This window comes from Streptomyces sp. NPDC051315 (assembly GCF_044455165.1).
In the GTDB taxonomy this organism is placed as follows: Bacteria; Actinomycetota; Actinomycetes; order Streptomycetales; family Streptomycetaceae; genus Streptomyces.
This window is the reverse complement of sequence record NZ_JBITEN010000006.1, coordinates 38,372-57,792: the sequence shown is the minus strand read 5'-3', so window position 1 is coordinate 57,792 and position 19,421 is coordinate 38,372. Positions and strand designations below refer to the sequence as shown.

Annotated in this window: 20 protein-coding genes; 12 read left to right on the top strand and 8 right to left on the bottom strand. The window is 72.8% G+C overall.

The window, feature by feature from the left end; genetic code table 11:
* Positions 1-43 precede the first annotated feature (43 nt).
* Both ACIBBD_RS13715 and greA read left to right on the top strand, forming a co-directional pair.
* Entirely contained in the window at positions 44-442 is a 399-nt protein-coding gene (locus ACIBBD_RS13715; RefSeq protein WP_399419555.1) for a DUF4307 domain-containing protein, read from the top strand.
* A 181-nt stretch (positions 443-623) separates the two neighbouring features.
* Complete coding sequence (greA, locus tag ACIBBD_RS13710) at positions 624-1,124, top strand: transcription elongation factor GreA (protein WP_399419554.1); 501 nt, start codon at positions 624-626, stop codon at positions 1,122-1,124.
* Positions 1,125-1,305: 181 nt separating this feature from the next.
* On the opposite strand, the gene ACIBBD_RS13705 is transcribed toward greA, so the two are convergent.
* From ACIBBD_RS13705 to ilvA, 3 genes are all read right to left on the bottom strand, one after another.
* A complete protein-coding gene (locus ACIBBD_RS13705) occupies positions 1,306-2,163 on the bottom strand; it encodes an ABC transporter permease (RefSeq protein ID WP_399419553.1) in 858 nt (285 codons plus the stop codon).
* Positions 2,160-3,155, bottom strand: coding sequence for an ATP-binding cassette domain-containing protein (locus tag ACIBBD_RS13700; RefSeq protein ID WP_399419552.1), 996 nt, complete (start codon positions 3,153-3,155; stop codon positions 2,160-2,162). Before ACIBBD_RS13700 ends, ACIBBD_RS13705 begins: the two co-directional genes overlap by 4 nt.
* 232 nt (positions 3,156-3,387) lie before the next feature.
* Complete coding sequence (gene ilvA, locus ACIBBD_RS13695; RefSeq protein ID WP_399419551.1) at positions 3,388-4,617, bottom strand: threonine ammonia-lyase; 1,230 nt, start codon at positions 4,615-4,617, stop codon at positions 3,388-3,390.
* A 163-nt stretch (positions 4,618-4,780) separates the two neighbouring features.
* Between ilvA and ACIBBD_RS13690 the strand changes: the two genes are divergently transcribed.
* From ACIBBD_RS13690 to ACIBBD_RS13680, 3 genes are all read left to right on the top strand, one after another.
* Positions 4,781-5,287 carry a MarR family winged helix-turn-helix transcriptional regulator gene (locus ACIBBD_RS13690; RefSeq protein WP_399419550.1) on the top strand — a complete coding sequence of 169 codons (507 nt, stop codon included), beginning with the start codon at positions 4,781-4,783 and terminating at the stop codon, positions 5,285-5,287.
* Positions 5,288-5,432: 145 nt separating this feature from the next.
* Positions 5,433-5,939, top strand: a complete 507-nt coding sequence (locus ACIBBD_RS13685; protein WP_399419549.1) for a sigma factor-like helix-turn-helix DNA-binding protein — start codon at positions 5,433-5,435, stop codon at positions 5,937-5,939.
* A gap of 106 nt (positions 5,940-6,045) precedes the next feature.
* Positions 6,046-6,294 carry a hypothetical protein gene (locus ACIBBD_RS13680; protein WP_399419548.1) on the top strand — a complete coding sequence of 83 codons (249 nt, stop codon included), beginning with the start codon at positions 6,046-6,048 and terminating at the stop codon, positions 6,292-6,294.
* Between the two features lie 16 nt (positions 6,295-6,310).
* On the opposite strand, the gene ACIBBD_RS13675 is transcribed toward ACIBBD_RS13680, so the two are convergent.
* A complete protein-coding gene (locus tag ACIBBD_RS13675; protein WP_399419547.1) occupies positions 6,311-7,465 on the bottom strand; it encodes a cystathionine gamma-synthase in 1,155 nt (384 codons plus the stop codon).
* A gap of 154 nt (positions 7,466-7,619) precedes the next feature.
* Here ACIBBD_RS13675 and ACIBBD_RS13670 point away from each other — a divergent pair, with 154 nt between their 5' ends.
* Both ACIBBD_RS13670 and msrA read left to right on the top strand, forming a co-directional pair.
* A complete protein-coding gene (locus ACIBBD_RS13670) occupies positions 7,620-8,738 on the top strand; it encodes a hypothetical protein (protein WP_399419546.1) in 1,119 nt (372 codons plus the stop codon).
* Positions 8,739-8,809: 71 nt separating this feature from the next.
* The gene (msrA, locus tag ACIBBD_RS13665) at positions 8,810-9,478 is read left to right on the top strand and encodes a peptide-methionine (S)-S-oxide reductase MsrA (RefSeq protein WP_399419545.1); all 669 of its coding nucleotides are present in this window, start codon (positions 8,810-8,812) and stop codon (positions 9,476-9,478) included.
* Positions 9,479-9,530: 52 nt separating this feature from the next.
* Here msrA and ACIBBD_RS13660 read toward each other — a convergent pair whose 3' ends face one another.
* Complete coding sequence (locus ACIBBD_RS13660; RefSeq protein WP_399419544.1) at positions 9,531-10,775, bottom strand: MFS transporter; 1,245 nt, start codon at positions 10,773-10,775, stop codon at positions 9,531-9,533.
* Between the two features lie 101 nt (positions 10,776-10,876).
* On the opposite strand from ACIBBD_RS13660, the gene ACIBBD_RS13655 reads away from it, so the two are divergent.
* The gene (locus ACIBBD_RS13655; RefSeq protein ID WP_399419543.1) at positions 10,877-11,962 is read left to right on the top strand and encodes a DUF5937 family protein; all 1,086 of its coding nucleotides are present in this window, start codon (positions 10,877-10,879) and stop codon (positions 11,960-11,962) included.
* Between the two features lie 108 nt (positions 11,963-12,070).
* On the opposite strand, the gene ACIBBD_RS13650 is transcribed toward ACIBBD_RS13655, so the two are convergent.
* Positions 12,071-12,718, bottom strand: a complete 648-nt coding sequence (locus tag ACIBBD_RS13650) for a helix-turn-helix domain-containing protein (RefSeq protein ID WP_399419542.1) — start codon at positions 12,716-12,718, stop codon at positions 12,071-12,073.
* 139 nt (positions 12,719-12,857) lie between these two features.
* On the opposite strand from ACIBBD_RS13650, the gene ACIBBD_RS13645 reads away from it, so the two are divergent.
* The gene (locus ACIBBD_RS13645; protein ID WP_399419541.1) at positions 12,858-14,360 is read left to right on the top strand and encodes an MFS transporter; all 1,503 of its coding nucleotides are present in this window, start codon (positions 12,858-12,860) and stop codon (positions 14,358-14,360) included.
* A gap of 348 nt (positions 14,361-14,708) precedes the next feature.
* On the opposite strand, the gene ACIBBD_RS13640 is transcribed toward ACIBBD_RS13645, so the two are convergent.
* Positions 14,709-15,764, bottom strand: a complete 1,056-nt coding sequence (locus ACIBBD_RS13640) for an NAD(P)-dependent alcohol dehydrogenase (protein ID WP_399419540.1) — start codon at positions 15,762-15,764, stop codon at positions 14,709-14,711.
* A gap of 168 nt (positions 15,765-15,932) precedes the next feature.
* Here ACIBBD_RS13640 and ACIBBD_RS13635 point away from each other — a divergent pair, with 168 nt between their 5' ends.
* Entirely contained in the window at positions 15,933-16,847 is a 915-nt protein-coding gene (locus ACIBBD_RS13635) for a helix-turn-helix domain-containing protein (RefSeq protein WP_399419539.1), read from the top strand.
* 150 nt (positions 16,848-16,997) lie between these two features.
* Here the strand turns inward: ACIBBD_RS13635 and ACIBBD_RS13630 are convergent, their stop codons facing one another.
* The gene (locus tag ACIBBD_RS13630; RefSeq protein ID WP_399419538.1) at positions 16,998-17,786 is read right to left on the bottom strand and encodes a group II truncated hemoglobin; all 789 of its coding nucleotides are present in this window, start codon (positions 17,784-17,786) and stop codon (positions 16,998-17,000) included.
* Positions 17,787-17,982: 196 nt separating this feature from the next.
* Here ACIBBD_RS13630 and ACIBBD_RS13625 point away from each other — a divergent pair, with 196 nt between their 5' ends.
* Together ACIBBD_RS13625 and ACIBBD_RS13620 are read left to right on the top strand one after the other, a co-directional pair.
* Positions 17,983-18,585 carry a LysE family translocator gene (locus tag ACIBBD_RS13625; RefSeq protein WP_399419537.1) on the top strand — a complete coding sequence of 201 codons (603 nt, stop codon included), beginning with the start codon at positions 17,983-17,985 and terminating at the stop codon, positions 18,583-18,585.
* Positions 18,586-18,587: 2 nt separating this feature from the next.
* Positions 18,588-19,415, top strand: a complete 828-nt coding sequence (locus tag ACIBBD_RS13620; RefSeq protein ID WP_399419810.1) for a phenylalanine--tRNA ligase beta subunit-related protein — start codon at positions 18,588-18,590, stop codon at positions 19,413-19,415.
* Positions 19,416-19,421 lie beyond the last annotated feature (6 nt).

Genomic DNA, 19,421 nt, shown 5'->3' with positions numbered 1-19,421 from the left:
GCCCTTTTGGGACGTTCGTCCCGTCGGCGTCGAGAGGACGATCATGAGTACGGCGAGCACGCGACGGCCCGAGGGCCGCTACGGCCGCTCCTCGGACGAGCGCGCCGACCGTACGCTCAAGATCGCCGGCGCCGTCCTGGGCACGGGCCTGCTCGCCCTGATGGGCTACTTCGGCTATCACTACGTCGGCGAGAACGAGATCAGCGGCGAGCTGATCGCCTTCTCCGTCTCGGACGACGCGGTGAAGGTGCACCTGGAGGTCCGCAAGGACGCGGGCGCGAGCGGCTACTGCACGGTCCGCTCCCAGGCCGAGAACGGCGCCGAGGTGGGCCGCGCCGACTTCCGCTTCTCCGGCTCGGACACGCGGATCGACAAGGTGGTCACGCTCCGTACGACGTCCAGGGGCACCTCGGCGGAGCTGCTCGGCTGTCACGCCGACTGACACCACGGCCGGGTTCCTCCGGAATACGTACGGCCTGACCTGGGTTGACGTGATTCTGGTGGCTTATGTCCTCCCCCTTCGGCCGTTGAATTGTTAGGCTCGTGGTTTCGCCCGTCCCTGGAGGAACATGCTTCCGGGTAGGGCGATGCTTTGTATTCCCAGTACCGACGAGGAGCACCCTGTGACCCAGACCAGCGAGAACGTCACCTGGCTGACCCAGGAGGCGTACAACAAGCTCAAGGATGAGCTTGAGTACCTTACTGGTCCTGCGCGCACGGAGATCGCCGCCAAGATCGCGGCCGCGCGCGAGGAGGGCGACCTGCGGGAGAACGGCGGGTACCACGCGGCCAAGGAGGAGCAGGGCAAGCAGGAGCTCCGTGTGCGCCAGCTGACCCAGCTCCTGGAGAACGCCAAGGTCGGCGAGGCCCCGGCGTCCGCGGACGGCGCGGTGGCGCCCGGCATGGTCGTGACGATCGCCTTCGACGGTGACGAGGACGACACCCTGACCTTCCTGCTGGCCTCGCGCGAGTACGCGAGCTCCGACATCGAGACCTACTCGCCGCAGTCCCCGCTGGGCTCCGGCGTGATCGGCCACAAGGTCGGCGAAGACGCGGAGTACGAGCTCCCGAACGGCAAGAAGGCCTCCGTGCGCATCCTCAAGGCCGAGCCCTACAACGGCTGACCGGCCGCATCGGCTTCTTCGAGGAGGCCCCCGGCGCCCGCGTGGCGCCGGGGGCCTCGCCATGCGCCGGCGCGACGAGGTGTGGCGACGGTCGGACTGCCCCCGGGCGGTAGGTACTGCTCCGGGGCACAATCCCCCAGGCGGCGCGTCCCAGGCGGTACGTCACCCCAGGCGGTACGTCTCACGCGGTGGCCGAGCGGTATTTGCGGACCGCCAGCGTGCGGAATATCAGGATGATCAGCACCGAGTAGATCAGTGAGGCCCAGACCGGGTGCTGCATGGGCCAGGCCTCGGACGGTGACTGTCCGGGGTTGGCGAACAGGACACGGCAGGCCTGGACGGTGGCGCTGAACGGGTTCCACTCGGCGATGTGGCGCAGCCAGGGCGTCATGTTGCCGGTGTCCACGAACGCGTTCGAGATGAAGGTGACGGGGAAGAGCCAGATCAGCCCGCCGGAGGTGGCCGCCTCGGGGGTGCGCACCGACAGGCCGATCAGGGCGCCGATCCAGGTGAAGGCGTAGCCCAGCAGGAGCAGCAGACCGAAGGCGGCCAGGACGCGCCCGAGGTCGGTGTCACCGTCGGAGCCGACGCGCCAGCCGACCAGGACGGCGACGACGGCGAGGACCAGCAGGGTCAGGGCGGTCTGCACGAGGTCGGCGAGAGTGCGGCCGGTGAGCACCGCGCCCCGGGCCATGGGCAGGGAGCGGAAGCGGTCGATGAGGCCCTTGTGCATGTCGTCGGCGATGCCCGCGCCGGCACCGGCGGTGGCGAAGGTGACGGTCTGGGCGAAGATCCCCGCCATGAGGAAGTTCTTGTAGTCGGTGGCGCTGGTGCTGCCGCCGATCTGCATCGAACCGCCGAAGACGTAGGTGAAGAGCACCACGAACATGATGGGCTGAATCAGCCCGAAAATAACCATTTCCGGAATTCGGGACATTCTGATCAAGTTGCGTTTTGCAACGACCAGCGAGTCCCGGGCGGCCTGCCCGAACGGGCGGGTGGGTGCCGCGCTCCGGGCGGCGTCGGTGACGGCGCTCATTTCACGGCCTCCTTGCCGCTCTCGTCGTTCTCGTCGTTCTCGTCGCCCTTGCTCTCGGCCACGCGCCCCGTGAGCGAGAGGAAGACGTCGTCCAGGGTGGGGCGGCGCAGGCCGATGTCGTCGATCTCGATTCCGCGGGTGTCCAGTTCGCGGATCACCTCGGCGAGGAGCTTCGCCCCGCCCGTGACGGGCACGGTGAGCTTGCGGGTGTGCTCCTCGACGGTGGTGTCGCCCTTGCCGAAGCCGGCCAGCACCTCGGCGGCGGTGGCGATGTGGTCGCGCTCGTGCACCACGACTTCCACGCGCTCGCCACCGGTGCGGGCCTTGAGCTGGTCGGAGGTGCCGCGGGCGATGACCCGGCCGTGGTCGACGACCGCGATGTCGTGCGCAAGGTGGTCGGCCTCCTCCAGGTACTGCGTGGTCAGCAGCAGCGTCGTACCGCCGGAGACGAGGCGCTTGATGACGTCCCACAGCAGTTGGCGGTTGCGCGGGTCGAGGCCGGTGGTCGGCTCGTCCATGAACATCACGGGCGGCGAGACCACCAGCGCCGCGGCCAGGTCGAGGCGGCGCCGCATGCCTCCCGAGTAGGTCTTCGCGGGGCGGTCGGCGGCCTCCGCGAGGTCGAACTGGTCGAGCAGTTCGGCGGCCCGGGCCTTGGCCGCGCCGGCCTTCATCTGATAGAGCTGACCGACCATCCGGAGGTTCTCGCGGCCGGTCAGGTACTCGTCGACCGCGGCGAACTGGCCGGACAGGCCGATCGAGCGTCGGACCTCGTTGGGGTGCTTGAGCACGTCGAACCCGGCGACCACGGCCCTGCCGCGGTCGGGGCGCAGGAGAGTGGTCAGACAGCGGACCGTAGTGGTCTTGCCCGCGCCGTTCGGTCCGAGCAGGCCGAGGACCGTGCCCTCCGGGACGTCGAGGTCGACGCCGTCCAGGGCCTTGACGTCACCGAAGGTCTTCACCAGGCCTTCGGCATGGATGGCGCCGGGCATATGAGTCTCCACGTCGTTGGGGATGCTGCTAAAAGGATGGCTTCGCTCTTTTCGTTCCGCCCGAGGGGTGGCATGAGTCACACCATAACGCGATGTATCGCGTCTCTCAACGGACTTCCCCGAACGAGTGACACGGAGCGTCGTGCGACAGGACCCGACCTCAGCGAGACCCAGCGTGAGACCCCAGGTAGAGAACCCCGTTCGAGACCCCAGCCGGGCCCTCACCGGACCCTCAGCCGATGACCCGGTAGCCTGCCTCGCGCAGAGCCTGGCCGACCTCGGCGCAGTGCGCCGGACCCTTCGTCTCCAGGTGCAGCTCGACCTCCGCCTCGGTCAGCCCGAGCCGCGGGTCGGTCCGTACGTGGCTCACGTCGAGCACGTTGGCGTCGACCGCCGACAACACCCCGAGAAGCGTGGCCAGAGCACCCGGCCGGTCCGTCAGACGCAGACGCACGGCCAGATAACGGCCCTGTGCGGCCATGCCGTGCCGCAGGACGCGCTGCATCAGCACCGGGTCCACGTTGCCGCCGGAGAGGACCGCGACGACCGGGCCCTCGAAGGCGCCGGGCTCACTGAGCAGCGCCGCGACCGGGCTCGCCCCGGCCGGCTCGACGACCAGCTTGGCCCGCTCCAGGCACAGCAGCAGCGCGGTGGACAGCTCGTCCTCCGACACCGTGCGCACCTCGTCCACCAGGTCGCCGACGATCCCGAACGGCACGTCACCGGGACGGCCGACCCTGATGCCGTCGGCCATCGTCGCCGGGTTCTCCACCGCCACCGGCCGCCCGGCCGCCAGCGAGAGCGGATACGCGGCCGCCCCCTCCGCCTGCACGCCGACGATCCGCACGTCCGGCCGCAGCTCCTTCACCGCGACCGCGATGCCCGCGGCCAGCCCCCCGCCGCCGATCCCCACGACGATCGTGCGCACCTCCGGACACTGCTCCAGGATCTCCAGGCCGACCGTGCCCTGCCCCGCGATGACGTCCGGGTGGTCGAAGGGGTGGATGAACACCGCGCCGGTGGCGGCCGCGTACTCCTGCGCCGCGGCCAGCGTCTCGTCGACGACCTGCCCGTGCAGGCGCACCTCGGCGCCGTACTCCCGGGTCGCGCTGATCTTCGGCAGCGGGGCGCCCTGCGGCATGAACACCGTGGACCGCACGCCCAGCAGCGAGGACGCCAGCGCGACACCCTGCGCGTGGTTGCCGGCACTCGCGGCGACGACCCCCGCGGCCCGCTCCTCCGGCAGCAGTCCGGCGATCCGCACATACGCGCCGCGCAGCTTGAACGACCCCGTCCGCTGGAGGTTCTCGCACTTGAAGTGCACCGGCGCCCCGACGAGCTGGGACAGGTGCCTGCTGCCCTCCATCGCGGTCATCCGCGCGACGCCCGAGAGCATCTTCTGGGCGCCGCGCACGTCGTCGAGGGTGACGGGCCGCAAGGAGTCAGCCGTGCCATAGCTCATGACACCAGCATCGCAGTTCACAGGCGGGAACGACCGTTGTGACCAACCACCGAGACTGGTTTGCGCAGCCCTCGTACGACCCGCCTTCCGGCCGCGTACCCTGTCCCCCAACCCAGCACCCCCTTCATGAAGCGAGCCCCCGGCCATGCCCACAACACCTGAAATGTCGATGGACATGACGACCGTCGGTGACACCGGTCTTCTCGACACGCTGCAGCACGAGGTCGCCGTCTTCGCGCGCCGTGCCGAACAGACCCGGCTCGGCGGCGTCGGGCAGGTGCGCAACTCCATGGACCGCGCCGCGTACCTGCTGCTCAACCGTCTCGACAAGGAAGGTCCCATGGGCGTCAAGGCGCTCGCCGCGAGCATGGGCATCGACTCGTCGACCGTCACCCGGCAGGTGGCTCCCCTCGTCGACACCGGCCTGGTCAAGCGCACCTCGCACCCCGAGGACGGGCGGGCCGTGGTGCTCCAGCTCTCCCCGCGCGGGATGTCACGCCTGGAGGAAGTGCGCTCCTCGCGACGTCAGTTGATGGCCGAGCTGACCCACGACTGGGCGCCGGAGGAGCGCGAGGCGTTCTGCGCGCTCCTCACCCGCTTCAACAGCGCGCTGTCGTCCCGGATGGCCGCCCAGGGCGTCCCGGGCGCGGAGCCCGCCCCGGCGTCCTGACGCCCCGCGCGCGGGGCCCGCATCCCGCGCGTGCGCGACTCTTGACCGACGGCCCGGCCCTGGCCTCATATGAGACCGGGTCCCCGTTCGCCGCGTGCGTCCGGGATCCGTTTCCAGGGGGTCGCCGGCAGGCGGGAGGCGCGCGGTGGGAGCACGGCACGCGGCCCGGGGCGCCCGCCGGGCCCGGGAGTTCGAGGCGTTCGTCGCCGGCGCGGGCGGCCGGCTGCTGCACACCGCCACCCTGCTCACCGCGGAGGCACCGGACGACAACCCGCGCGCACGCCGCCTGCTGACCCATGCCCTCGCGCACACGTACGCGTGCTGGGACCGACTGCGCGGCGAGGACCCCTACGACCGGGCCCGCCGGCACCTCGCCACCCGCTTCGCCCACCGGGCGTGGTACGAGTACGGCGCCGGCCTCGTCCGCGCCCGTGCCCGCCCCGCCGGCGTGCTCGCCCGCCTCACCCCCCGGGAACGCTGCGTCCTGGTCCTCAGGCTCTACGAGGGCGTCGCGGAGGAGCAGGTGGCGGGCCTGCTCGATCTCCCGCCGGAACGTGTCCACACCCTCTGCGACCGCGCGACGGCGACGCTGCTGCGTCCGCCGCGGGGGCGGACGGCGGCGGTGGTGGGCGCCGAGGCGGCGGCGTCATGAGACGGGACCCCCGCGAAGCCCCCCGACCCTCCGGCCGGCCGGCCGACGCCGGCCGAGCGCCCGGGGACCTCGGCGGATCCCGGACGCGCTCCTGGAGGAGGTCCCGATGAACCGGCCCGAGCGGGAGGCCGCCGTACGGCAGCTCATGGAGCGGACGGTGCCGCGGGTACCGCCGGAGCTGCACGCGGACGCCGTACGCCGAGGCAGTCGCCTGCTGCGGCGGCGGACGGTCGCCCGGCGCCTGCTGTGGCTGCTGCTGTGCGCGGCCGTCGTGGCGTTCACCGTGTGGGCGACGACGGCCCAGCCGTGGGTGGAGCCGCCGTCGGAGACGACCCCACCCCTGACCGACTGGTGAGCCGGGCCGGAGCGGACTAGCCGAGGGCCAGCTCCAGGTCCTCCAGGAGGTCGTCGACGTTCTCGATGCCGACGGAGAGACGCACCAGGTCGGCCGGGACCTCCAGGGCCGAACCGGCCGCGGACGCGTGCGTCATGCGCCCCGGGTGCTCGATCAGGGACTCGACACCGCCGAGGGACTCCCCGAGGGTGAACACCCTGGCGCGGTTGCAGACCTCGACGGCCGCCTCCTCGCCGCCAGCGACCTGGAACGACACCATGCCGCCGAACGCCCGCATCTGCTTGGCGGCGACCTCGTGACCGGGGTGGTCCGGCAGGCCCGGGTACAGCACACGCGTCACGCGCGCGTGCCGGGTCAGCATGTCGGCGATCTTCGTGGCGTTCTCGCTGTGCCGGTCCATGCGCACCGACAGCGTCTTCGTGCCGCGCAGCACCAGCCAGGAGTCGAACGGCCCGGCGACCGCGCCCATCGCGTTCTGGTGGTACGCCAGCTCCTCGCCGAGGGCCCGGTCGCCCACGATCAGCGCGCCGCCGACGACGTCCGAGTGACCGCCCATGTACTTGGTCAGCGAGTGCACGACGATGTCGGCGCCGAGCGCCAGCGGCTGCTGCAGGTAGGGGGTGGCGAAGGTGTTGTCCACGACGAGCCGGGCGCCCGCGTCCCGGGCGACCTGGGCCACGGCGGCGATGTCGGTGACGCCGAGGAGCGGGTTGGAGGGGGTCTCCACCCACACCGCCTTCGTCTTCGGGGTGATCGCGGCCCGTACGGCGGCCGGGTCACTGGTGTCGGCGACCGACCACTCCACACCCCACCGGGAGACGACCTTCGCGAACAGCCGGAACGTGCCGCCGTACGCGTCGTTCGGGATGACCACGTGGTCGCCGGGGCTGAGCAGCGTACGCAACAGGCAGTCCTCCGCCGCCAGTCCGGAAGCGAACGCCAGACCCCGGACGCCGCCCTCCAGGGCGGCCAGGTTCTCCTCCAGGGCGGTCCTGGTCGGGTTGGCGCTACGGCTGTACTCGTAGCCGCCGCGCAGGCCGCCCACGCCGTCCTGCTTGTAGGTCGAGACCTGGTAGATCGGCGGGACGACCGCGCCGGTGAGGGGATCGGCGGTGTTGCCCGCGTGGATCGCCAGGGTCTCGAAGTGCTGACTGATGTGCCTGTCGCTCATGGGCACCGAGCGTAGTGCGCCGGAGGACGAGGTGCGGTCCGGCGGTCGCCGGCGCCTGCCGCCGGAGGCGTCCACGAGAGCGCGCCGGGCGGTTTTCCACAGGTCGGGCGGAGGGGGTTGGCCAATTGTCGGCGGCGTCTGGAACCCTTGAGACATGGAGATTCTGTGGGTCCTGATGGCGCTGGTCATGTTCGGCTTCGTGCTGTTGCCGTTCCTGCGTCGCAGGCGCGGCATGATCGAGCAGGTCCCGGCGGGCCACCCGGACGCCGCGGACCCGGCGGACTACGGCTTCGTGCGGACGGAGGAGCTGGACATCCGCATGCCCGGCCCCGACAAGGACCTGCTGGACGTCCTCGACGTGGTGCAGCGCACCCAGGACTACCGGGCCGCGCGGCAACTGCTGGCCGGTACGGAGACGGAGGGCGAGCTGCGCTGGCAGCGCGTGCAGGCCTTCGCGGGTGCCGCGGCGCTGGAGCTGCAGCAGCGGCCGGGCGGGGTGAGCGACACGCCGGGCGGGCAGTGGCTGCGGGTGTGGCGCACGGAGGCGCCCAAGGACCCGGGCGGCGCGGCGGTGCACGCCGAGTTCCTGGTGCAGCAGGCGTGGCGGACGTCGACGCCGGGCACGGACGACTTCCGGATCATCATGGAGGAGGCGAAGGACGCCTGCGGCCAGGCGGCGCTGCTCGCCCCCGGTGACCCGATTCCGTACATCGTCGAACTGTCGGTGGCCCGCGGCCTGAACTACTCGCAGGCGGAGTTCGACCAGCTCTGGCTGAAGATCCTGGACCGGGCGCCGGCGCACATGGGCGCGCATCTGGCGGCGCTGCACTACTGGTGCGAGAAGTGGCACGGCTCGCGCGAGACGGCGAAGTCGTTCGCGGAGGCCGCGGCGGCGCGCGCGCCCCAGGGTTCGCTCCTCGCGGCGATGCCGCTGTTCGCGGTGTTCGAGCACCTCCCCGAGGTGAACCTCGTCAGCGGCTTCTACCAGAGCGAGGTGGTGACGAAGGCGATCCACGGCGCGCTCTACGCCGTCCATGCCGCCCGCCCCGACGACCCGATGCTGGCGCACGTCCGCCATCTGCTCGTCTTCTTCCTGGTGCGCGCCGAGCGCTGGGCGGAGGCGATGAACCAGCTGATACACGTCGACGGACACGTGGGCGCGCTGCCCTGGACGCTGTCCCCGGACCCGGCGGCGGAGTTCGCGGTGTACCGGGCCCTGGCGGTGGCGGGCTACGAGGCGAACGGCGGCAATCCGGCGACGCTCCCGCACTGAGCCCCGGCCCCGGAATGCACAGGGGTCCGCGCCCGTTGACGTGTGCGCCCCCGACCAAAGATGGAGTCCGCATGTTCCTGCACAGCCGTACGCCCCAACTCCCGACGCCCGAGCAGGCTCTGCGGGGCCGCCCGGAGCCCGCGTTCTCCGTCCCCGACCGCCACACGGTCCTCGGCAACCCCCTGCTCGGCCCCTACCCCGAGGGCCTGGAGATCGCCGACTTCGGCCTGGGCTGCTTCTGGGGCGCCGAGCGCACGTTCTGGCAGCTCCCCGCGGGTGTGTGGACGACGCTGGTCGGCTACCAGGGCGGCCACACCGAGCACCCCACGTACGAGGAGGTGTGCTCGGGTCTGACCGGCCACACGGAGGTCGTCCGCGTGGTGTTCGACCCGGAGGTGGTCTCGTACGCGACCCTCCTGAAGACGTTCTGGGAGGCCCACGACCCCACCCAGGGCTTCCGCCAGGGCAACGACGTCGGCACCCAGTACCGCTCGGCGATCTACACCCACTCACCCGCCCAGGCAGCCACCGCCGTCTCCTCCCGCGACGCCTACCAGCAGGTCCTCACCGGTTCGGGCTACGGCACGATCACGACGGAGATCCTCCCGGCGGAGGACCGCACGTTCTATCCGGCGGAGGCGTATCACCAGCAGTACCTCGACAAGAACCCGGCCGGTTACTGCGGTATCGGCGGGACCGGGGTCTCCTGCCCGATCGGCGTGGCGAAGGCCGAGGGCTGACGTCGCCGGGGTTCAGGTCGGCCGTGTCCGCGGGGCCGCCCGCCTCGAGTGGTCACCGCGGGATCGGCTCGGGGCTCCGACTGGGCCGCGTTTCTCGATTCTTCTCGTCCTTCTCGGTGGCGACGGCCGCGGCGGACAGGAGTGTCGCCGCGGAGAGGCTGCCCCAGAGGGCGGCCGGGCCGTGGGGCGCGAGAGCGGTGATGACCGCCGGGGAGACGGCCAGACCGAACCCCGTGGAGAGCTCGAAGCGGGCGAGGGTGCGGCCCAGGGCGTGGGCGGGGGCCAGGTGGGTGACGAGCGCGGTGGCGCTGCCGGCGTAGATGATCTCGCCGAGGGTGCAGACCACGGACACCAGGGCGACCGCCGGGGCGCCCCGGCCGGGTCCCAGTGAGGTGGCCGCGAGGAAGCCGAGGTAGGACGCGGCGAGCACCACGCCGGCGAGGGCCAGCACGGTCCGCCGGGAGAAGCGGGACAGCAGGACGGTGACCGGAACCTGGAGGGTGACCACCAGCACCGTGTTGGCCACGAAGACGGCTGCCGACCAGACCGGGGACGCGTGCACCTGTGTCACCAGGATGAGAGGCAGCGCGATCTCGGGGACGTTGAGGCAGAAGACGTAGACCGCGTTGGCGGCGAGCAGCGCGCGCATCCGGGGTGCGGGCCCGTCGTCGCCGTCCCGGGCCGGGGCAGCGGCCGGAGGCGCGTGCAGGTGGACCGACCACACCAGGCCCGCCGCGGTGAGACAGGCGAGCCCGGTGACGGCTGCCAGCGCCCGCAGTGCGGTGGTGCCGCCCGCCAGGCATACGGTGGCGATGAGCGCGCCCACGCCCAGGCCGGCGTTGCGCAGGGCGCGGCCTCCCGCGAGAGCGGCGTCGCGTTCCCGGCCGTGGGCGACCGTGGCCACGACAGCCGCATGGGCGGCCGGCCAGGCCTGGTTGCCGATGCCGAGGAAGAGGGCCGCCGTCGCGAACAGCCAGACGTGCCCCGCCGGGGTGGCCAGCAGCACCGCCACGCCCAGCACCCGGACCAGCATCGACGCCGCCACGACCGTGCTGCGCGCGCCCCGGTCCAGCCATCGGCCCACCGCGGGCATGCACGCCAGGCCCGCGACGACGGCGACCGTCATGGCGGTGCCGGTGACCGGCGCGGACAGCTTCAGCACCGTCAGCCCGTAGAGCAGCAGGAAGGGCCGCAGCAGGCCGGTGCCGAGCGCGTCCACGGTCAGGGCGACGGCGTAGCGGGGGCCTCCGGAGGCCCGGACGAGGGCGCGGGGCTGGATCCTGGTGGTGGTTGCCATGGCGTCACACGGTGGGGTCTCCCGCCGGGTCGGGCACGTCGGTTGACGGTGTCCGTCAACCGACGCCGTCGCCGGCCGTCCCGGTCCGTGATGCTGAGGGGATGACGTTGAGGATCGACATCGGCGGCCTGCCGTCCGGGCGACTGCGGTTCGCCGCCTCCCCGCTGGCCGAGCTGACCGCGATGCTGCACGTGCTGGCCGAACCGGGGCATCATCCGCAGCTCGCCGGCTGGGCCGGGGACGTGTGGGCGGGGCTGCGGCCGGAGCTGGCCGAGCGGTTGCGGGAGGCGGAGTTCCTCTGGCGTTCCTCGCAGGCCGACTTCCTGCTCCCCGCCCGGCCTCGGCCGACCCTCGCCGAGGAACTGGACGACGTGGACCGCATCGACGACGAGACGTATGTGACCGCCGCGCTCGTCACCACCTGCGGCGGCAGCCGCGTCCCCGCCGCCGCGCCGTCACCGCTCACCGACGCCACGGCGCGCGAGCGGGCCCTGGACCTGGCCCAGGCCCGCGGGGCGCGGCAAGAGGCCTTCGCGGAGCGGCTGCTGGCGGACCCGGCGGCGGTGCGGGCGCGGGTGCGTCACACCCTCGAGCAGTGCGCCGAGGCGTTCTTCGACGGCGCCTGGGCGGGCGTCGCCGTGCGGCTCGCCACGGATCTGCGCCTGAAGAACGACCTGCTGAAGCGCCAGGGCGTCGGGGCGGCTCTCGCGTCGGTGTCCGGCGCGGTCACCCTGGCGCCGGACGGCGACTGCATCATCGTGGACAAGCTGCAGGACAAGGCGACCGCCGCCCCCGGCACCGGGGTCACCTTCATCCCCAGTGTCTTCGGCAGCCCCCACCTGGTGGTGGTCCACGCGCCCGGGTGGCAGCCGGTGGTGCAGTACCCCGTGGCCGAGCCGAGTCCGTCGGAGCCGGTGTCGCTGGAAACGGTCACCCTACGGCTGGAGGCCCTCGCCCATCCGGTACGGCTGCGGCTGCTGCGCACCCTGGCCCGCGGCCCCCACACCACCGGCGAGCTGGCCCACACGTGGGAGCTCTCGCCCCCGGAGGTCTCCCGCCACCTCGCCGTCCTGCGCCGCGCGGGCCTGCTCACGGCCCGGCGGCAGGGTCGGTACGTCCGTCACACCGTGAATCTGCCCGGCCTGACGGCGCTGGGCACCGACCTGCTGGCGGCCGTCCTGCGCTGAACGGCCCCGCCGGGCGTTCCTTCCGCCAGGTCCGAGGGCCGTCCCCCGGGAGCTGTCATCGGCTCCGGGTTTCCGGGTCAGGCAGCGCCCCCGGGAGCTGTCGTCGGCTCAGGGGTCGGTTCGGTCGGCCCCGGAACCGGCCGGGTGGGCGCGTACCCGGGCCCGGTCGCCCCGGGGGCCGAAGATGTGCAGGATCTCGACCGGGTGGTCGTCGGCCGGGCCGAACCAGTGGGGCTCGGCCGTGTCGAACTCGGCGACCTCACCGGGGCGGAGGGTGAGTTCGCGTTCGCCGAGGACGAGCAGGAGTTCTCCCGCCAGGACGAAGAGCCACTCGTGGCCGGCGTGGGTGACGAGCCTGCGGGGGGTGGGTGCGATCACCTGTTTGAAGACCTGGAGGCGGCCCGGGTACTGCGTCAGCGGCACCAGGACGCTTCTGTTCCTGCGGTGGCGCAGCGGGGCCAGGTGGACGCGGGGGTCGCCGGTCGCCGGGGCGGCGATGAGCTGGTCGAGCGCGACGCGGTGGGCGCGCGCGAGCGGGATGAGGAGTTCGAGGGTGGGGCGGCGCCTGCCGGACTCCAGCCGGGACAGGCCGCTGACCGAGATGCCGGTCGCCGTCGACAGCGCCTCCAGGGTCATCCCGCGGTCGCGGCGCAGTGAGCGCAGTCGAGGCCCGATGGCGGCGAGCACCTGCTCCAGTTCGGCATCCACGGGCACCAGTGTGCGGTACGGGATCCGGGGCGCGTCGGCGCAGGTCATGGCTGTCCCGCGGGGTCCGGTGGAATTTTGCGGTGTCTGCAAAAACGCTGTCCGGTCGGGGGGCGTCGGCCCGACCGTGTTGCTCTGGCCCGTGCGGAGTCGATTCCGCGAGCTCCCACGCGCCCCGAAGGAGCGACCCATGCCGAACCCCACGCACGCTGTCCGCCCGGTGGGCGCCGTGCGCCCTGTGAAGTCCCCCGACGGCGCGTCCGGACGCTGGACGGTCCTGGCCATCTGCTGTCTGAGTCTGTTCCTGGTCGGACTCGACACCACGATCGTGAACGTCGGGCTGCCCTCGATCGGCGCCGGCCTGCACATCGGGACCCGCGGTCTGGAGTGGACGGTCGACGCGTACACGCTGGTGATGGCGAGTCTGCTGATCTCGTCCGGCGCGCTGGCCGACCGCGTCGGCCGGCGGCGTGTGTTCCGGCTGGGGCTGGTCGTGTTCGGTGTCGCGTCCGTCGTGTGCGCGCTGGCGCCGGGCTTCGGCGTGCTGGTCGCGGCCCGGGCGGTGCAGGGGGTCGGCGCGTCGATGCTCAGCCCGGTGGCGTTGGCGATCGTCGTCAATGTGATGACCGATCCCAGGGAGCGGGCGCGTGCGATCGGCGTGTGGGCGGCCGTGTTCGGCGTCAGCATGGCCGCCGGGCCGCTGGTGGGCGGCGCTCTGGTCTCGGCCGTCGGCTGGCGCTCGCTCTTCTGGATCAACGTGCCGGTGGTGCTCGTGGCGCTGGCGCTGACCGCCTTCTTCGTCCCGGAGTCCCGTGCGGAGCGGCCGCGCAGGCTCGACGGCCCGGGTCAGCTGCTGCTGACCGTCGTCGTCGGCTCCTCGGTCGCCGTGCTGATCGAGGGACCGCGCGTCGGGTGGGGCTCGCCCCTGGCGCTCACCGGGTACGCCGTCGTCATCGGCGCCGCGGTCGCGTTCGGGTGGGTCGAGTCGCGCCGGGCCGAGCCGCTCGTGGACCCCCGGCTGTTCCTTCGGCGCCCGTTCGCCGCCGCTGTCGTGGGCGCGGTCGCGGTGTTCGTCGCCCTGAGCGCGACCCTGCTGCTGAACACGCTGTACCTGCAGCACGGGAGGGGCATGACCCCGCTCGCCGCGGGGGTCGTGACGCTCCCGATGGCCGTCGCGGCGACGGTGTGCGCGCCGCTGTCCGGGGTGCTCGTCGGGCGTTTCGGGCCGCGCCCGCCGCTGGTGCTCGCCGGGGTCTTCACCACCGCCGGCGGCCTGTGCCTGGTGGGTCTGGACGACCACACCGACCTGCGGTGGCCCGCGCTGGCCTACCTGCTCGTCGGTATCGGCTTCGGATGCGCCAACGCGCCCCTCACCCACACGGCTGTCAGCGGCCTGCCGCCCGCGCGGGCCGGCGTCGCGGGCGGCATCACCTCCACCGCCCGCCAGCTGGGCTCGGCCCTCGGCATCGCCGCCGCCGGCAGCCTGATCGCCGGCGCCGCGCCGGCACAGCTCGCCCGCGCCTCCCGCCCCGGCTGGTTCCTCGTCGCCGCCTGCGGCCTCCTCATCCTCGCCGTGGCCGCACTGGCCCCGTCGGCCCGCGCCCGGCGGGATCCACGACCGGTCGGGAGGCCGGCCGGCCACGCGGAAACGGAGGGGGCCCGCACCGCGGGAGGCCGACCGGGCCGCGGCTGAGGGGCCGTCGGGGCACGGCCGTACGAGCGCCGGCTGAGGGTGCCGTCGGGGCACGGCTGAGGGGCCGTCGGGGCACGGCTGAGGGGGCCGTGGGGGGGGCGGCTGAGGGGGCCGTGGGGGGCGGGACGCCCAGAGTGGCTCACCCACACCGGGACGGCGGTGTCTCCCTGGATCGCCTGAGCCCGAAAGGGGATCCGATTCCTCCCTCCGGGAGCGCGCGGAGCACCTTCCTCCTCCCCGGACAACCGGGCACGAGGGGCGCGGGAAACCGGAATGATGTCCTCCCCGCGTACGGCTGAGGCCCCCCGGCACCAGCCGGGGGGCCTTCGTGCGGGACGTCCGACGGTGTCAGATCGTCGCCGTGTCGATCACGAACCGGTACCGCACATCGCTGTTGAGCACCCGCTCGTACGCGTCGTTGATCTCGGACGCGCTGATCAGTTCGATCTCCGCGCCCAGGCCGTGCTCGGCGCAGAAGTCCAGCATCTCCTGGGTCTCGCGGATGCCGCCGATCATGGAGCCGGCGAGGGTCTTGCCGCCGCCGATCACGGAGAAGAGGTTGAGGGAGACGGGCTCCTCGGGGGCGCCCACGTTCACCAGCGCGCCCTCCGTCTTGAGCAGCGTCAGGTAGGCGTTGAAGTCCAGCGGGGCCGAGACCGTGGACACGATCAGGTCGAACGTACCGCGCAGTTCCTCGAAGGTCTTCGGGTCGCTGGTGGCGTGGTAGTGGTCGGCGCCCAGCTTGAGGCCGTCGTCCTTCTTGCGCAGGGACTGCGACAGCACGGTCACCTCGGCGCCGAGGGCATGGGCGATCTTCACGCCCATGTGGCCGAGGCCGCCCAGGCCGAGGATCGCGACCTTCTTGCCGGGGCCGGCGTTCCAGCGCTTCAGCGGGGAGAAGAGGGTGATGCCGGCGCACAGCAGGGGTGCGGCGACGTCCAGGGGCAGGCCGTCGGGGATGCGCACGACGAAGTTCTCGTCGACGACGATCTTCTGCGAGTAGCCGCCGTGGTTGGGCGTGCCGTCCCGGCCGATCGCGTTGTACGTGGGGCCGAAGCTCCCGTTCAGGCAGTACTGCTCCTGCCCTGCCTTGCAGTTGTCGCACTCGCGGCAGGAGTCGACGAGGCAGCCGACGCCCACCCGGTCACCGACGGCGAACTTCGTCACGCCCGGTCCGACCTGCGAGACGACGCCCGCTATCTCGTGGCCGGGCACCATCGGGAAGATCGCCTCGCCCCAGCCCTCCCGGGCCTGGTGGATGTCGGAGTGGCAGATGCCGGCGAACTTGATGTCGATCAGCACGTCGAACTCGCCGACCGCGCGGCGCTCGATGGTCGTGCGCTCCAGCGGAGCCTTGGCGGACGGTGCGGCGTAAGCGGCGACGGTGGTCGTGCCAGTGGTCATGCTGGGGTCTCCTAGCAGGTCGTACGCCCGGTCTGCCTTCGGACCGGGTACGGCGTCCAGCCTGCCGCAACGCCCGGCGGTCACCCAGTCCTCACCTGTGCCTACGTCCCCCGTGCCTACCACTGGCGGGGTCAGGATCGTGTGCGTACGACGGTGAATACTGGACGCATGGACCAACAGCCCGAAGCCGTGCCGGAGCCCGCCGGCGGCCTGGACCGGCGTGCCGAACTCAGCGAGTTCCTGCGCACCCGGCGGGCCCGGCTGAAGCCGGAGGACGTGGGGCTGCCGGACTACGGGCGGCACCGCCGGGTGCCGGGGCTGCGGCGCGAGGAGCTGGCGCAGCTGGCCGGGGTGTCGGTGGCGTACTACACGCGCCTGGAGCAGGGCAACGGGCGGAACGTGTCGGCGGAGGTGCTCGACTCCATCGCGCGCGCCCTGCGGCTGACCGACGCCGAGCACGCCCACCTCACCCACCTGGCGAAGCCGAAGCACAAGAAGAAGCAGGCGGCCCGGCCACAGCAGGCGCGGGCCTCGCTGCGGCAGCTGCTGGACCTGATGGACGGGGTGCCCGCGTACATCGTGGGACGGCGCACGGAGATCCTCGCCTGGAACCGGATGGCCGCGGCCGTCTTCGGGGACTGGGCCGAGCTCCCGCCCGCCGAGCGCAACTGGGCCCGGCTGGTGTTCCTGCGGCCCGACTACCGCGAGCTGTACCTGGACTGGGAGCAGAAGGCGATCGACATCGTGTGCGTGCTGCGCATGGACGCCGGCTGCTACCCGGACGACCCCCGGCTGTCGGCGCTGGTGGGTGAGCTGTCGGTGAAGAGCGAGAACTTCCGGCGGCTGTGGGCGACGCACGACGTCAAGGAGAAGAGCCACGGGGTGAAGCGGCTCAGGCATCCGCTGGTCGGCGAGCTCTCCCTGAACTTCGAGAGCTTCAGGCTGGCGGACGACGGCGAGCAGTCGATGGTGGCGTACCACGCGGAGCCGGGGTCGCCTTCGGCGGAGGCGCTGCGCCTGCTGGCGAGCTGGGGAACCGACGCGACGCGGGCGGGGGCCGGGTCTCAGGCGCCCTCGGCCTAGCAGATCGCCCCGCGGCTCAGCAGGTCTCCCCGCGCACCGGTGCCGGGCCGGCCGGGGGCCGCCGCCCTCAGGTGCCCGCCACGGCCCTCGTCTTCGGTGGCCGGACGGCTGTGGTGACCGGTCGTCGCTCGCACGGCGCCGCCGGGCCCCTCAGCCCCGGTGCGGCGGCATCACCCCCCAGCCCCACTTCGGCACCGCCTGGTCCGTCGGCGGCTTGGCGTCCGGTCCGGAGAAGCGCACGGCGAGGCGGGTGCCCCATTCGACGCAGGCGAGGAACGCCGAGCGGAACTCCGCGTCCGTGGGGAGGCCGGCCTCGTCCGCCGCGTCCTGGACGAGGTTCACCCAGCGGCGGCGCTGCGGCTCGGTGATGCCTCGGCCCACGTGCTGGGCGACCATGTGGCCATGGCCGCCCAGGGTCGCGGAGTAGGTCGCGGGGCCGCCGAAGACCTCCGCGAGCCAGAGGGCGACGTGCTCGGCGTACTCGGGGCCCAGGTCCGCGAAGACCGGGGCGAGGAGGTCGTCCGCGAGCACCTTGGCGTAGCAGGCCTCCGTCAGGCGGGCCAGTGCCTCGGCGCCGCCCGCCCACTCGTACAGGGTGGGCACGGCGGAGCCCTCGCCGCGCACCGACGTGGGCTTGTAGTGGCGCATCTCCTCGATGTCCCCGACGTACGGGCGGGTCTCGGCGAGGAAGGCGGGGAACAGGTCCGAGGTGCGGAAGCCCTCGAGGTGGTCCTCCGTCGACGTCCAGGTGACGCGCAGGACGAAGTGCGCGAAGTCCTCCTCGCAGCGGGCGAGTTCGTAGTCGACGCAGTGGGGTGAGGCCGCGAGGAGGGGCGCGGCCCGGGTGTAGGCGGCGAGGAACTCCGCGGAGCGCTTCTCGGGGATGTGGTAGCGGATGTACTCGACGGTGGTGGACGCGCTGGGTTTCTCGGACGTCATGGGGCCACGCAAGCACGAACGGGCGCCGAAGGCTCCCCCTCCGGGTCGGCGTTCGCTCAGCGCTCAGCGGGAGGCGGTGTCCGGCCGCCCTTTTGGACCTGTCGAGGCAGCCGTCTTTGGCCCTGTCGGCCGGACCATGGGCCCGTCAGGGTGGAGGGACCTCGCACGTGCGGAGGTCAACCTTGCGGAGGTCCCCTTGAGCATCGCGTTCCTGCTGACCGCCCTGGTGATGGCGGTCACCCCCGGCACCGGGGTGGTGTACACCCTCGCCGCCGGGCTGTCCCACGGCCGCCGGGCGAGCGTGATCGCCGCGTTCGGCTGCACCCTCGGCATCGTGCCGCACCTGGCGGCGACGATCACCGGCCTCGCCGCGCTGCTGAACACCAGCGCGGTCGCCTACGAGACGGTGAAGTACCTCGGGGTCGGTTATCTGCTGTACATGGCGTGGGCCGTGGCGCGCGACAAGGGCGCGCTGGTGGTGGAGGGGGACGGGCCCCGGCCGGCGGCCCGGGTGATCGGCTCCGCGGTGCTGGTCAACCTGCTCAACCCGAAGCTGACGATCTTCTTCGTGGCGTTCCTGCCGCAGTTCGTCCCCGCCGGCGCATCCGGGTCGACGGGCGCGATGCTGCGGCTCGGGGCCGTCTTCATGGGGGTGACCTTCGTGGTCTTCGCCGCGTACGGCCTGTGCGCCGCCGCCGTCCGGGACCGTCTGCTGTCCCGGCCGCGGGTGATGACCGGCCTGCGCGGGGTGTTCGCCGCCAGCTTCGTGGGCCTGAGCGCGCGGCTGGCGGTGGCGTGAGCATGCGTTTCCGGCACGCGGACGCCGTCCGCCGCGACCACCCCGGCCTCGCCGCCGGCGCCCTGTACGCCACCGGTGTCGACGCCACCGCCGACGTCGGAGCGCGCGTCGCCGAGTACACCTCGCGTGCGCTGGAGCGGCTGGCCGGGGCCACCGAGAGCGGGTTCCCCGAAGTGCTGGCCTGGCGGCGGGCGTTCGCCCGGATGGGGCTCAGGCCGACGCAGTACCGGTGCGCCTCGGAGTCGCTGCTGCGGCGGCTGCGCAAGGAGGGGAGCCTGCCGCGCATCCATCCGGTGGTCGACCTGTGCAACGCCGTCTCGGCGGCCTACGCCGTCCCGGTGGCGGCCCTCGACGCCGACCGTATCGCCGGGCCGCTGCTGGAGGTGCGCCACGCCCGCGGCGACGAGCGGTACACGACGTTCGGCGGCGGCATCGAGCACCCCGCGCCCGGTGAGGTGATCTTCGCCGACTCCGCCGGGCGCTCCCATGCCCGGCGCTGGACCAACCGGCAGAGCGGCCACTCCGCGGTCGGGGAGCACACCGGCAGGATCCTCGTGGTGGTGGAGGCGCTGCACGACGGCGGTGAGGAGACCGTGGCGGAGCTGCTGAAGACGCTCGCGGAGGAGCTGTCCGCGCACTGGCCGCCGACCGGCCCGGCGAGGACCGCCCCCTCACCGGCCGGTGGCTCGATGCCCGGCCGCCCCGCCACGGCCGGTCCCCCGCAGACCGCTCCGCCCGCGGCCGGCCCCAGGGTCGCCGTCCTCACCCCCGCCGCACCCGAGTTCCTCTACCCCGACCCCGTCCCCGCCGGGCACCGGCCGCCGGGGTGAGCCGTG

Coding starts and splice junctions, on each gene's coding strand:
- ACIBBD_RS13655 (WP_399419543.1), top strand. CDS start 10,877: ATGACGTTGAGGATCGACATCGGCGGCCTGCCGTCCGGGCGACTGCGG.
- ACIBBD_RS13705 (WP_399419553.1), bottom strand. CDS start 2,163: ATGAGCGCCGTCACCGACGCCGCCCGGAGCGCGGCACCCACCCGCCCG.
- ACIBBD_RS13635 (WP_399419539.1), top strand. CDS start 15,933: ATGGACCAACAGCCCGAAGCCGTGCCGGAGCCCGCCGGCGGCCTGGAC.
- ilvA (WP_399419551.1), bottom strand. CDS start 4,617: ATGAGCTATGGCACGGCTGACTCCTTGCGGCCCGTCACCCTCGACGAC.
- ACIBBD_RS13645 (WP_399419541.1), top strand. CDS start 12,858: ATGCCGAACCCCACGCACGCTGTCCGCCCGGTGGGCGCCGTGCGCCCT.
- ACIBBD_RS13680 (WP_399419548.1), top strand. CDS start 6,046: ATGAACCGGCCCGAGCGGGAGGCCGCCGTACGGCAGCTCATGGAGCGG.
- ACIBBD_RS13670 (WP_399419546.1), top strand. CDS start 7,620: ATGGAGATTCTGTGGGTCCTGATGGCGCTGGTCATGTTCGGCTTCGTG.
- ACIBBD_RS13660 (WP_399419544.1), bottom strand. CDS start 10,775: ATGGCAACCACCACCAGGATCCAGCCCCGCGCCCTCGTCCGGGCCTCC.
- ACIBBD_RS13700 (WP_399419552.1), bottom strand. CDS start 3,155: ATGCCCGGCGCCATCCATGCCGAAGGCCTGGTGAAGACCTTCGGTGAC.
- ACIBBD_RS13650 (WP_399419542.1), bottom strand. CDS start 12,718: ATGACCTGCGCCGACGCGCCCCGGATCCCGTACCGCACACTGGTGCCC.
- ACIBBD_RS13715 (WP_399419555.1), top strand. CDS start 44: ATGAGTACGGCGAGCACGCGACGGCCCGAGGGCCGCTACGGCCGCTCC.
- ACIBBD_RS13690 (WP_399419550.1), top strand. CDS start 4,781: ATGTCGATGGACATGACGACCGTCGGTGACACCGGTCTTCTCGACACG.
- ACIBBD_RS13675 (WP_399419547.1), bottom strand. CDS start 7,465: ATGAGCGACAGGCACATCAGTCAGCACTTCGAGACCCTGGCGATCCAC.
- ACIBBD_RS13620 (WP_399419810.1), top strand. CDS start 18,588: ATGCGTTTCCGGCACGCGGACGCCGTCCGCCGCGACCACCCCGGCCTC.
- msrA (WP_399419545.1), top strand. CDS start 8,810: ATGTTCCTGCACAGCCGTACGCCCCAACTCCCGACGCCCGAGCAGGCT.
- ACIBBD_RS13640 (WP_399419540.1), bottom strand. CDS start 15,764: ATGACCACTGGCACGACCACCGTCGCCGCTTACGCCGCACCGTCCGCC.
- ACIBBD_RS13630 (WP_399419538.1), bottom strand. CDS start 17,786: ATGACGTCCGAGAAACCCAGCGCGTCCACCACCGTCGAGTACATCCGC.